This is a genomic window from Streptomyces sp. NPDC006384, from assembly GCF_042870695.1.
Classification (GTDB): Bacteria; Actinomycetota; Actinomycetes; order Streptomycetales; family Streptomycetaceae; genus Streptomyces.
Genome location: NZ_JBIAHR010000006.1, coordinates 267,400 through 280,214 on the forward strand (window position 1 = coordinate 267,400; position 12,815 = coordinate 280,214).

The window sequence follows — 12,815 nt, forward strand, 5'->3', positions numbered from 1 at the left end:
GGAGGTCGGCATGGACCGGTAGTGTTCGGCATTGCCGAACGACGTCAGCGACGCCGAAGTCGGCAGTCGAAGGGACGGAGGCAGTACGTCGATGGCACGGAACATCCAGTCGCTCGAACGGGCGGCCGCGATGCTGCGCCTGCTCGCGGGCGGCGAGCGGCGGCTCGGCCTGTCCGACATCGCCTCGTCGCTGGGTCTGGCCAAGGGCACCGCGCACGGCATCCTGCGCACCCTCCAGCAGGAGGGTTTCGTGGAGCAGGACGAGGCCTCCGGGCGCTACCAGCTGGGCGCCGAGCTGCTGCGCCTGGGCACCACCTATCTCGACGTGCACGAGCTGCGGGCGCGCGCCCTGGTGTGGACGGACGACCTCGCCCGGTCCAGCGGCGAGAGCGTCCATCTCGGCGTCCTGCACCAGCAGGGTGTACTGATCGTGCACCACGTCTTCCGGCCCGACGACAGCCGGCAGGTCCTGGAGATCGGGGGCATGCAGCCACTGCACTCCACGGCGCTGGGCAAGGTGCTCTCGGCGTACGACCCGGTCGCGCACAGCGAGGCCCTGGAGGCCGAGCGCAAGGCGTACACCGACCGGACCGTCTGCGATGCGGACGGGTTCGAGCACATCCTGGACATCACGCGCGCGCGTGGCTACGCGGCCGACGTGGAGGAGACCTGGGAGGGCGTCGCGTCCATCGCCGCCCCCATCCACGACCGGCGCCGCATGCCGGTCGGCGCGGTCGGCATCACCGGCGCGGTGGAGCGGCTGTGCCGGGAGGGCGAGCTGCGGCCGGAGCTGATCGCGGCGGTGCGGGACTGCGCCCGCGCGGTCTCACGCGACCTGGGCGCCGGACGGTTCTGAGGCGCGAACGAGGCGAGCAGGGCCGGAACACCGGGCGGTGTTCCGGCCCTTCGCCGTCCCCGGGGTCTTTCCCGCGGCCGGCTCCTGCGGGACCCTTTCCCTCCGCGCCCGCCCCTCCCCGCCTCCGGGAGGCCCCGAGCTCCGGATCCCGGAGACTCCCCACGGAGACCGATAGCCCACACCGATCAATAACGATCGTGTTTTCGATAACAGAACTCTTGACGCCCGCGTGAGGCCCGGCGAGACTCGCGTCCATCGGTCGGCATTGTCGAACACCTACCGGCAATACGCGTTAGAGTGTGACAACGCCAAGGGCCGCCATCGCTCTCACATCGAGGGCGCCGGAACTCCCGGAGGGACCCGGGGTTCGGCTTCCCCTGGACGAAGGACAAAGGAGTCGCGGGTGTCCAGCTCCGACATCTTCATCGGCGAGACCATCGGTACCGCCATACTCATCCTGCTCGGCGGCGGTGTCTGTGCCGCCGTGACGCTCAAGGCCTCCAAGGCCCGCAACGCCGGCTGGCTCGCCATCACCTTCGGGTGGGGTTTCGCCGTCATGGCCGCGGCGTACATCTCGTTTCCGCTCTCCGCCGCGCACCTCAACCCGGCCGTCACGCTCGGCATCGCGATCAAGGACGGCGCCTGGGACAATGTCCCGGCCTACCTCGCGGGCCAGCTCCTCGGCGCCATGATCGGCGCGGTCCTGGTCTGGGTCGCCTACTACGGCCAGTTCCGGGCCCACCTCACGGACCCGGAGATCGTCGGCGGCGCGCAGGGCAAGGCGGCCAAGTCCGTCGAGGCGCAGGAACCCGCGGCGGGCCCGGTCCTGGGCGTCTTCTCGACCGGCCCCGAGATCCGCAACGTGGCGCAGAACCTCGCGACGGAGATCATCGGCACCTTCGTCCTGGTGCTCGCCATCCTCACCCAGGGCCTGAACGGCGACGGCAAGGGCCTCGGCGTCCTGGGCGTCCTGATCACCGCGTTCGTGGTCGTCTCGATCGGTCTGTCGCTCGGCGGACCGACGGGCTACGCGATCAACCCGGTCCGCGACCTCGGCCCGCGCATCGTGCACGCGCTGCTCCCCCTGCCCAACAAGGGCGGCTCCGACTGGGGCTACGCCTGGATCCCGGTCGTCGGCCCGCTGGCCGGCGGAGCGATCGCCGGAGGTGTCTACCACCTCGCGTTCGCCTGAGCGGGCAGCCGCTCGGCCATCATCGAGCCCCAGCAATCGAGCCCCAGCACACGCGCCACAGCACCGGCCGTCCCACCACGGAATCCCAGGAGCACACAGTGACCGACGCCCACACCGCAGGCCCCTTCATCGCCGCCATCGACCAGGGCACCACCTCGTCCCGCTGCATCGTCTTCGACCGCGACGGCCGCATCGTCGCCGTCGACCAGAAGGAGCACGAGCAGATCTTCCCCAAGCCGGGCTGGGTCGAGCACGACGCCACCGAGATCTGGACCAACGTCCAGGAGGTCGTCGCCGGGGCGGTCGGCAAGGCCGGCATCACCCGCGACGACATCAAGGCCATCGGCATCACCAACCAGCGCGAGACGACGCTGGTCTGGGACAAGAACACCGGTGAGCCCGTCCACAACGCCATCGTCTGGCAGGACACCCGCACCGACGCCCTGTGCCGCGAGCTCGGCCGCAACGTCGGCCAGGACCGCTTCCGCCGCGAGACCGGCCTCCCCCTCGCCTCCTACTTCGCCGGCCCCAAGGCCCGCTGGCTGCTCGACAACGTCGACGGACTGCGCGAGCGCGCCGAGGCGGGCGACCTGCTCTTCGGCACCATGGACACCTGGGTCATCTGGAACCTGACCGGCGGGGTGAACGGCGGCAAGCACGTCACCGACGTCACCAACGCCTCCCGCACCCTGCTGATGAACCTGCACACCATGGAGTGGGACCCGCGCATCTGCGAGTCCATCGGCGTGCCGGCCCAGATGCTCCCCGAGATCCGCTCCTCCGCCGAGGTGTACGGCGAGATCAAGGGCGGCCGGCTCGGCGAGCTGCTCGGCGGCATCCCCGTCGCCTCCGCGCTCGGCGACCAGCAGGCGGCCCTGTTCGGCCAGACCTGTTTCTCCGAGGGCGAGACGAAGTCGACGTACGGCACCGGCACCTTCATGGTGATGAACACCGGTGACAAGATCATCAACTCGTACTCGGGCCTGCTGACCACGGTCGGCTACAAGATCGGCGACCAGGACACGGTCTACGCCCTGGAGGGCTCGATCGCCGTCACCGGTTCGCTGGTGCAGTGGATGCGCGACCAGATGGGACTGATCTCCACCGCCGCCGAGATCGAGACGCTGGCGATGCAGGTCGAGGACAACGGCGGCGCCTACTTCGTGCCGGCCTTCTCCGGCCTGTTCGCCCCGTACTGGCGCTCCGACGCCCGCGGTGTGATCGCCGGCCTGACCCGGTACGTCACCAAGGCGCACCTCGCGCGCGCCGTCCTGGAGGCCACCGCCTGGCAGACACGGGAGATCGCCGACGCCATGACCAAGGACTCCGGCGTCGAGCTGGCGGCCCTCAAGGTCGACGGCGGCATGACCTCCAACAACCTGCTGATGCAGACCCTCGCCGACTTCGTGGACGCCCCCGTGGTGCGCCCGATGGTCGCCGAGACCACCTGCCTCGGCGCCGCCTACGCCGCCGGCCTCGCCGTCGGCTTCTGGAACAGCACCGACGACCTGCGCGCCAACTGGCGGCGGGCCGCCGAGTGGACCCCCCGCATGGACGCGGAGACCCGCGACCGTGAGTACAAGAGCTGGCTCAAGGCCGTCGAGCGGACCATGGGCTGGCTCGAGGACGAGGAGTAAGAACCGCAATGACCACTCAGTCCACCCTGCAGTCCGTGCCTGCCCTGGGGTCGCGCCCGGCCTCCGGTTCGAACCCGAGCCGGGCCGAGACCCGGGAGCAGCTCTCCAAGGCGTCGTACGACCTCCTCGTGATCGGCGGCGGCATCCTCGGCATCTCCACCGCCTGGCACGCCGCGCAGTCCGGCCTCAGGGTGGCCCTGGTCGACGCCGGCGACTTCGCCGGCGCCACCTCCTCCGCCTCCTCCAAGCTGCTCCACGGCGGACTGCGCTACCTGCAGACCGGCGCGGTGAAGCTGGTGGCGGAGAACCACTTCGAGCGCCGCGCGGTCTCCCGCCAGGTGGCCCCGCACCTGGCGAACCCGCTCACCTTCTACCTCCCCGTGTACAAGGGCGGGCCGCACGGCGCGGCGAAGCTGGGCGCCGGTGTCTTCGCGTACTCGGCGCTGTCCGCGTTCGGTGACGGTGTCGGCCACCTGCTCTCCCCGGCCAAGGCCGCGCAGGACGTGCCGGAGCTGCGCACCGACAACCTCAAGGCCGTGGCCGTGTACGGCGACGACCAGATGAACGACGCCCGCATGGCGCTGATGACGGTGCGCGCGGCGGTCGACTCCGGCGCGGTCGTCCTCAACCACGCCGAGGTCACCGGCCTGCGCTTCACCAAGGGCCGGGTGACCGGCGCCGAGCTGAAGGACCGGCTGACCGGCGACGAGTTCGGCGTGAACGCCCGTCTGGTGCTCAACGCGACCGGCCCCTGGGTCGACCACCTGCGCCGCATGGAGAACCCGGCCGCGGCGCCCTCCATCCGCCTGTCCAAGGGCGCGCACCTGGTGCTCAGGCGCACCGCGCCCTGGAAGGCCGCGCTCGCGACCCCGATCGACAAATACCGGATCACCTTCGCCCTCCCCTGGGAGGACATGCTGCTGCTCGGCACCACGGACGAGGAGTACGAGGGCGACCCGGCGGACGTCGCGGTCAACGACAAGGACATAACCCAGATCCTCGACGAGGCCGCGTTCTCCATCCGCGACCAGCAGCTCGACCGGGACCTGATCACGTACTCCTTCGCGGGCCTGCGCGTGCTGCCGGGCGGCCCCGGCGACACCGCGAAGGCCAAGCGCGAGACGGTCGTCACCGAGGGCCGCGGCGGCATGCTGTCCGTCGCCGGCGGCAAGTGGACCACCTTCCGCCACATCGGCCGCACGGTCATGAAGAAGCTGGAGGCGCTGCCGGGCCACCCGCTGGGCGACGACTTCGAGCCGATCGCCTCGCTGCCGAAGAAGCTGCCGCTGCCCGGCGTCGCCAACCCGCGCGCGGTCGCCCACCGGCTGCTGGTGGACGGCCCCGCCCCCGGCCCCCGCATGGCCGCCGACACCGCCAGGCACCTGGCCACGCACTACGGTTCGCTGGCCTTCGACATCGCCCGCATCGCCAACGAGAACCCGGAGCTGGCCGAGCGCGTCCACCCCGACGCCCCGGAGATCTGGGCGCAGGTCGTGTGGGCCCGTGATCACGAGTGGGCCGAGACGCAGGACGACGTGCTGCGCCGCCGGACGACGCTGACCATCCGCGGCCTGGCCACGGACGAGATCCGCGCGAAGGTCCAGGACCTGCTCGACGAGAAGTAGGCCGGACGGCCCCGGGCGACGGCGCCACGGCGTCGTGGAAGGGCCGTCTCCCGCGCGGAGGCGGCCCTTCCGTGTTCCGGCACCGGGCACGGCCGGGGTGTCCGGGGGCGGTGAACGGGGCAGTGTTCGGATCACTCCCCCGTGCAAGGGGGCTGCGGGCGGTCCCTCCGCACGCCGTAAGGTTGGGGGGTACGCGAGGGCACGTCGGAAGGAGGCGCTGGGTGATCGAGCTCGAGGGGGTTCCCGAGCTGATCGACCCGGTCATGGTGGCCGCGTTCGAGGGCTGGAACGATGCCGGTGACGCCGCCTCCGCCGCGGTCGCGCACCTGGACAGGGAGTGGAAGGGCGAGGTGTTCGCGGCGCTGGACGCCGAGGACTACTACGACTTCCAGGTGAACCGCCCCACGGTGTTCATGGAGGGCGGCGTCCGGAAGATCACCTGGCCGACGACCCGGCTCTCGGTGGTCCGCGTCGGCGGGGACAAGCCGCGCGATCTCGTCCTGGTCCGCGGCATCGAGCCGTCCATGCGCTGGCGCTCGTTCTGCAACGAACTGCTCGGCTTCGCCCACGAGCTGGGCGTGGAGCTGGTCGTCGTACTGGGCGCCCTGCTGGGCGACACCCCGCACACCCGTCCGGTGCCGATCAGCGGGACCACGTCGGACGCCGACCTGGCCCGTCGCATGGACCTGGAGGAGACCAAGTACGAGGGCCCCACCGGCATCGTCGGCGTCCTCCAGGAGGCGTGCACGCACGCGGGCGTTCCGGCGGTGTCGCTGTGGGCGGCGGTCCCGCACTACGTGTCGCAGCCGCCGAACCCGAAGGCGACGCTGGCCCTGCTGAACCGGCTGGAGGACCTGATCGACGTGCGCGTCCCGCTGGGCGAGCTGCCCGAGGACGCGCGCGCCTGGCAGGTCGGGGTGGACCAGCTGGCCGCGGAGGACAGCGAGGTCGCGGAGTACGTGCAGTCGCTGGAGGAGGCCCGGGACACCGCGGAGCTGCCGGAGGCGTCGGGCGAGGCGATCGCCCGCGAGTTCGAGCGGTACCTGCGGCGCCGGGACGGCGGCTCCGGACCGGGCGGGCACGCCACGGCGGACGGCGGCGACGGCACACCCGGCACGCCGTTCCTGCGGGACGGTCCGAGCGGCCGTACGCGCCCGCCGAAGCCGCCGAAGCCGGGCGGGGACGACGAGGAGTCGTCGGAGGAGTGAGCGAAGAACGGAGAGGGGGGGGGGGGGGGGGGGGGGGGGGGGGGCCCGGGGCGGGGGGGGGGGGGGGGGGGCCCCCCCCCCGCTTCCGGGACCGCATACCGGCCGGTTACTCGGCCCTGACCTTGATCGAGCCGCTGACGATGCCCTCCTTCGCCTCGGCCACGGCGTCCTTGGCGCCCGGGACCTCGGCGAACTTCGGGTTGCTGTCGGACAGGCCCACGCCGTCGGACTTCAGGTCGAAGGTCTGGACGCCGGTCAGCGGCTTGCCGTCCTCCACCGACTTGGCCAGGGCGTAGACCGCGCCGTCGATGTCCTTGAGGGCGGAGGTGAGGATGTGGTCCTTGTACGCCGCCAGGGCTTCCTGCTTGTACTGGTCGGAGTCGACGCCGATCGCCCAGACCTTCGCCTTGGCGGCGGCCTCGATCACACCCTGCCCGGACAGGCCGGCCGCCTGGTAGACGACGTCGGCCTTCTTCTCGATCTGGCCCTCGGCGGCGGCCCGGCCCTTGTCGGGACTGGAGAAGCCGCCCTCCTCGGCGGTCTGCGTCAGGTACTGCGAGATCACCTTCACCTTCGGGTCGGTGTCCTCGACGCCCTGCTTGTAACCGGCTTCGAACTTGTGGATCAGCGGGACGTCCACACCGCCCACGAAGCCAACCGTCTTGGTCCTGGTGGCCTTGGCGGCGGCGACACCGGCGAGGTAGGAGGCCTCGTGCTCGGCGAAGACGAGGGACGCCACGTTCTTGCCCTCGACCACGGAGTCCACGATGCCGAAGGTGGTGTCCGGGTACTTCTCGGCGACGGCCTTCATCGCCGGGCCGTAGGCGAAGCCGACGCCGATGACCGGGTTGTAGCCCTGCTTGGCGAGCGACGCCAGGCGCTGCTCCTTGTCGGCGTCGGTCTCGCCCTCGGTGGGCTCGATGTCGGCCGTCTCGTAGCCGAACTCCATCTTCGCCTGCTCCAGACCGGCGTACGCGGCGTCGTTGAAGGACTGGTCGCCCCTGCCGCCGATGTCGTACGCGATGGCGAGACCCTTGTCGTTCTTGGTGTCCGCCTCGCCGCTGCCGCTCTCGCTGCTGGTGCTTCCGCAGGCCGTGGCGGCGAGTGCGAGCGACGCGACCCCCACCGCGGCGCGGGTCAGTCCCGAAATACGACGCATCCGACGTTCCCCCTTCTCCAGAACCCCGCAGCGGGCGCTCGGTTCGGCGCACATTAACGCGCGTAGAAACTCCTGGGAACGGGATTCCGCGGGGCCGTTACCCTTTCGTGCCGCTGGCCCGTCCGGACCGGCTGCCCACCGGGCCGGACGGTGCGGGGCGGGCTGTCAGACGGCGTCGATGAGCGCGGCCGCGGTGAACATCTCCACGCCGACGGTGATGGCGTGCTCGTCGATGTCGAAGTCGCCCTGGTGCAGGTCGCGCACCGTGCGCTCGCCGGGCGGGCGGACGCCGAGCCGGGCCATCGCGCCGGGCACGTGCTCCAGGTACCAGGAGAAGTCCTCGCCGCCGAGGCTCTGCTCGGTGGACTCGACGGCGTCCGTGCCGCGCCGGGCGACCATGGCGGCCTGGAGCAGCTCGGTGCTGGTCACCTCGTTGACGACGGGGGGCACGCCCCGGACGTAGGTGATCTCGGACTTGGCCCGGTGCAGGTTGGCGACCTCGTCGATGGCTCCGACGACCAGGTCGGGCGCCTGCCGCCAGGCCTCCAGGTCGAGGCAGCGCACGGTGCCCGCGAGCTCGGCGTGCTGCGGGATGACGTTCGGGGCGTGGCCGCAGTCGATGCGGCCCCAGGTCATGGCGAGGCCGCTGCGGCTGTCCACGCGCCGGGCGACGATCGCGGGCACGTCGACGACGACGCGGGCGGCGGCGGTGACCAGGTCGGTCGTCAGGTGCGGCCGGGCGGTGTGCCCGCCGGGCCCGTCGAGGGTGATCTCCAGCCGGTCGCAGGCGGAGGTGATGGGGCCCACCCGCAGCCCGATCTTCCCGGCGTCCACCCGGGGATCGCAGTGCACGGCCAGGATGCGGCGCACCCCGTCGAGCGCGCCGCCCTCGATGGCGTCGGCGGCGCCGCCGGGCAGCACCTCCTCCGCGGGCTGGAAGATCAGCCGCACGGGCCGGGGCAGCAGGCCCTGCTCGTGCAGGGCGGCGAGGACGAGGCCGGTGCCGAGGACGACGGTGGTGTGCACGTCGTGTCCGCAGGCGTGGGCGCGGTCCGGCACGATCGAGCGGTACGGGCACTCGCTCTTGGTGTCCGGGATGGGCAGCGCGTCGATGTCGGCGCGCAGCGCGAGCATGCGCGGCCCGCCGGTCCACTGTCCCGAGTCGGTGCCGATGTCGCAGACGAGTCCCGTGCCGACCGGGAGCACCCGTGGCCGCAGACCGGCCCGCTCGAGCCGCTCCTTGATCGCGGCGGTGGTGCGGAACTCCTGATTGCCCAGCTCGGGGTGCATGTGCAGGTCGCGACGGAAGGCCACGAGCTCGGCCCGCAGCGCCTCGGGAAGGGTGCCGGGAAGCAGCGCTTCCCCGGACGTGTCGGCCTCGGACTCTCGGGAGATCAATTGCTTCACCCTTTGAAGGGTAGGACGCCGAGGCGGTCAACTGTCCTGCGATCAACAAAAGTTCAACCCGTTAGGGGACGAAAAGTTGGCCGTACGGCGCATGGGTGTCGATGGAGGTGGGTAAACTCACCCGCTTCCGGCCGCCGTACCCGCCTCCGCTTTCCTTGCTCCCTCCACGGATACCACGCTCCGCCCTCCCCACGCGTCCCCGCGCACGGCGGGGCGCCGGACGCGACACCGGATCCGGTACGAATCCACCCGCATCGGCCGCCGGCCGGGCCCGTCTATCCCGCCACCGCCGGCAGCCGGTGGGCGCCTCGGGCCGTGAGGGTGACGCCGGAGAGGAAGCCGGTCGCGCGGGGGGAGGCGGAGCGGGTGAGCCAGGCGGGGTCGATGTCGCAGACGGCGACGCGGACGTCCGTGCCGGCGAGGGCCAGTGGGAGGGTGTGGACGACCGTGGACGGGAAGCTGAGGACGGTGCGGCCGATGGGGCCGCGGCGGGCGATGAGTTCGAGGGGGAGGTCGGGGCGGACGATCTCCAGGCCGGTCTCGACGGCCAGACGGTGGAGCTTGTCCGCGCTCTCCCGGCGGTGGGCGAAGTAGCGGGTGGCTCCGTGGGTCTTCGCGAGGGCGCGTACGGCGTCCAGGTAGCGGTCGCCGTCCACGACGCCCGTCTCCACCAGGGAGGTGCCGACCATGTCGGCGCCCTTGGTGATGCGGGGCGGGCCGAAGCGGGCGCGGGTCCAGGCGAAGGTGTTGGGGGTGACGGTGACGCCGTGCGGGGTGTCGTCCACGGGCATGGCGGAGAAGACCTCCACGTCGCGGCCCCGGGCCGGGGTCAGGCGTCGCCGGGCGGACGCCGACACGGGGGCGAAGAGGAGGTCGCGGGGGCCGGAGCGGGCGCCCTTGCGGTGCCAGCGGACCAGGCGTTCGCCGCGGGCGAGCTGGGTGACGAACTCCATCGTGGCCGTGCCGTCGTCGACGACGACCAGTTCGTGGGCGCGGGTGAGGGTCAGGAGCAGCTGGACGTAGCGGGAGAAGGGGTCGCCCAGGACGACGCGGTCCGCGCGGCGCAGGGGCCGCATGAGGCTCCCCACCGTCTGGAAGGGGGCCGTCGCTCCGCCCCGGGCCTCCTCCCAGCGGACCTCATGGCCCTCCCGTCGGGCGAGTTCCGCCATGCGGCGCAGCTGGCCCCGGGTCATGGGGTCCACCGGGGAGAGGACGACGAGGGTGAGCTCCGCGCCGGGCGCACGGGTGTGCGCCCACTCCAGTACGTTCAGCAGTTGCACCGGGCTCTCGACGAAGGCGAGGGTGTGGGGGCCGGTGTTCCCGGCGCGGCGGCTCATCGGCGTACGACCGTCCCGTCGTGGTGGGGGTGGGGGCGAGGTCAGACCGTGACCGGTTCGCCGGCCGCCGTGGCGATCTCGGCCTCGGCGACGACGCCGGTGACGCGGCGCAGCTTCTTCATGGGGCCGAGCTCGGAGTCGTAGACCTTCTTGACGCCGTCGCCGAGGGCGGCCTCGATGGTGCGGATGTCGCGGACGAGGCGGGTCAGGCCCTGCGGTTCGACCGAGGCGGCCTGGTCGGAGCCCCACATGGCGCGGTCGAGGGTGATGTGGCGCTCGACGAAGACGGCGCCGAGGGCGACCGCGGCGAGGGTGGTCTGCAGTCCGGTCTCGTGGCCGGAGTAGCCGATCGGGACGTTCGGGTACTCCTGCTGGAGGGTGTTGATGACGCGGAGGTTCAGCTCCTCGGCCTTGGCCGGGTAGGTGGACGTGGCGTGGCAGAGCAGGATGTTGTCGCTGCCCAGGACCTCGACCGCGTGGCGGATCTGCCGGGGGGTGGACATGCCCGTGGAGAGGATGACCGTGCGGCCCGTGGCGCGCAGGGTGCGCAGCAGTTCGTCGTCGGTGAGGGAGGCGGAGGCCACCTTGTGGGCGGGGACGTCGAACTTCTCCAGGAAGGCGACGGCCTCGGTGTCCCACGGGGAGGCGAACCAGTCGATGTTCTTGCTCTTGCAGTAGTCGTCGATCTGGCGGTACTCCTCCTCGCCGAACTCGACGCGGTGGCGGTAGTCGATGTACGTCATCCGGCCCCAGGGGGTGTCACGCTCGATGTCCCACTGGTCGCGCGGGGTGCAGATCTCGGGGGTGCGCTTCTGGAACTTGACGGCGTCGCAGCCGGCCTCGGCGGCGGCGTCGATCAGCCGGAAGGCGTTCTCGAGGTCGCCGTTGTGGTTGATGCCGATCTCGCCGGTGACGTAGACGGGGCGGCCGGGGCCGGCCTCGCGGGAGCCGAGGGTGCGGATGCGGGAGTCGGTGCTCATGGCAGGTGGTTCCTTACGTGGGATGCGTGGGGCGGGGGTTCAGGTGGGTCAGGGGGCGGCGGGTACGTCGAGGGAGGGGCCGAGGAGCCAGCCCGCGATCTCGCGGACGGCGCCCTCGCCGCCGGGGACGGTGGTGACGGCGCGGGCGGCGCCGCGCACGACGTCGTGGGCGCTCGCGACGGCCACCGGCCAGCCGACGAGGGCGAAGCAGGGCAGGTCGTTGACGTCGTTGCCGGCGTAGAGCACGCGCTCGGGGGCGATGCCCTGCTCCTCGCACCACTGTTTGAGGGCGAGGTCCTTGCGGTCGATGCCGTGCAGCACGGGGATCCGGAGCTTGCGGGCGCGGGCGGCGACGACCGGGTTCTGTTCCGTGGACAGGATCAGCATCGCCAGGCCGCTGCGGCGCAGGGCGGCGATGCCGAGTCCGTCGCCGCGGTGCACGGAGACGTGCTCCCGTCCGTCGGCGTCGATCAGCACCCGGTCGTCGGTCTGGGTGCCGTCGAAGTCGAGGACGACCGCGTCGACGTCGGCGGCGGTGGGCAGGGCGCCGGGCCTGGCGGTGTCGAGGAGGGGGGCGAGGGCGCGGGCGCGGGCCAGGTCGTGCGGGTCGTCGATCTCCAGGACGCGGGCCGGGTCGGTGCGGACCAGTTCGGTGCGGCCGAAGAAGCGGTGGCCGTGCTCGCGGAAGCCGGCCGCGTCCATGGCGTAGGCGGCGCCGGTCTCCAACAGGTCCTGGGGGCGGTCCTGGCGGCGGGGGCGGTAGGACTTGTCGTGGTTGACGCCGTGGCCGCCGTCGCCCTCGCCCTCGCCGTCGCGCCAGACGAAGCCGTGGAAGGGGGCGACGGTCACCGCGGTGTCGGCGCCGGCCTCGGCGACCGCGGCGGCCACCCCGTCGACGTCCTCGCGGACCAGGAAGGGGCTGGTGCACTGCACGAGCAGGACGACGTCGACGGGGGCGCCGTGCAGGGCCTCGTGGGTGTCCATGGCGTGCAGCACCGCGGCCTCGGAGGTGGCCGTGTCGCCGGCGATGGCGGCGGGCCGCAGGACGACCTCGGCGCCGGCCTCGCGGGCGGCGGCGGCGATGGCCCGGTCGTCGGTGGAGACCACGACGTCGGTCACCAGGCGGGCGGCCAGGCACTCGCGGACGGCGCGGGTGACGAGGGGGACGCCGCCGACGGGGGCGAGGTTCTTCGCGGGCACGCCCTTGGAGCCGCCCCGTGCGGGGATGACGGCGAGCACGCGGCGCACGGTGGCGCCCCGGCTCGTGGCCGCCGCCGTGACCGCGGTGCCGGTCCCGGTGACGGCGCCGGTCGCCGCCGGAGTGGCTCGGTGCGCGTGCGGGTCGTCCGGCTGGGTCATGGCGGGGGCTCCTCGGGCGGGTACGCGGGTCTGGGACGGGGTGGGGCGCGGGCCG

10 protein-coding genes are annotated in these 12,815 nt (G+C 72.3%); 5 read left to right on the forward strand and 5 right to left on the reverse strand.

The genetic code is table 11. From position 1 onward, the window contains the following. Positions 1-91 precede the first annotated feature (91 nt). The 5 genes from ACFYOJ_RS10465 to ACFYOJ_RS10485 all read left to right on the forward strand — a co-directional run bounded on the left by ACFYOJ_RS10465 (position 92) and on the right by ACFYOJ_RS10485 (position 6,518). Positions 92-856, forward strand: a complete 765-nt coding sequence (locus ACFYOJ_RS10465) for an IclR family transcriptional regulator (protein ID WP_356553821.1) — start codon at positions 92-94, stop codon at positions 854-856. A 403-nt stretch (positions 857-1,259) separates the two neighbouring features. Continuing rightward, the gene (locus ACFYOJ_RS10470) at positions 1,260-2,048 is read left to right on the forward strand and encodes an MIP/aquaporin family protein (protein WP_356553820.1); all 789 of its coding nucleotides are present in this window, start codon (positions 1,260-1,262) and stop codon (positions 2,046-2,048) included. A gap of 98 nt (positions 2,049-2,146) precedes the next feature. After that, a complete protein-coding gene (gene glpK / locus ACFYOJ_RS10475) occupies positions 2,147-3,685 on the forward strand; it encodes a glycerol kinase GlpK (RefSeq protein ID WP_356553818.1) in 1,539 nt (512 codons plus the stop codon). Between the two features lie 8 nt (positions 3,686-3,693). Continuing rightward, complete coding sequence (locus ACFYOJ_RS10480) at positions 3,694-5,310, forward strand: glycerol-3-phosphate dehydrogenase/oxidase (RefSeq protein WP_356553817.1); 1,617 nt, start codon at positions 3,694-3,696, stop codon at positions 5,308-5,310. A 221-nt stretch (positions 5,311-5,531) separates the two neighbouring features. Beyond that, entirely contained in the window at positions 5,532-6,518 is a 987-nt protein-coding gene (locus ACFYOJ_RS10485) for a PAC2 family protein (RefSeq protein WP_356553815.1), read from the forward strand. A 106-nt stretch (positions 6,519-6,624) separates the two neighbouring features. Here ACFYOJ_RS10485 and ACFYOJ_RS10490 read toward each other — a convergent pair whose 3' ends face one another. The 5 genes from ACFYOJ_RS10490 to ACFYOJ_RS10510 form a co-directional block, all read right to left on the reverse strand. Then, a complete protein-coding gene (locus ACFYOJ_RS10490; RefSeq protein ID WP_356557008.1) occupies positions 6,625-7,677 on the reverse strand; it encodes a BMP family ABC transporter substrate-binding protein in 1,053 nt (350 codons plus the stop codon). A gap of 165 nt (positions 7,678-7,842) precedes the next feature. Next, positions 7,843-9,084, reverse strand: a complete 1,242-nt coding sequence (locus ACFYOJ_RS10495) for a M20 family metallopeptidase (RefSeq protein ID WP_356557007.1) — start codon at positions 9,082-9,084, stop codon at positions 7,843-7,845. A 275-nt stretch (positions 9,085-9,359) separates the two neighbouring features. Further along, positions 9,360-10,421: a hypothetical protein gene (locus ACFYOJ_RS10500; protein WP_356557006.1), complete on the reverse strand. Its 1,062-nt coding sequence runs from the start codon at positions 10,419-10,421 to the stop codon at positions 9,360-9,362. Between the two features lie 41 nt (positions 10,422-10,462). Further along, a complete protein-coding gene (locus ACFYOJ_RS10505) occupies positions 10,463-11,401 on the reverse strand; it encodes an N-acetylneuraminate synthase family protein (protein ID WP_356557005.1) in 939 nt (312 codons plus the stop codon). A gap of 48 nt (positions 11,402-11,449) precedes the next feature. Beyond that, positions 11,450-12,760 (reverse strand): cytidylyltransferase domain-containing protein, encoded by a 1,311-nt coding sequence (locus tag ACFYOJ_RS10510; protein WP_388596547.1) that lies wholly within the window; start codon positions 12,758-12,760, stop codon positions 11,450-11,452. Positions 12,761-12,815: the final 55 nt, after the last annotated feature.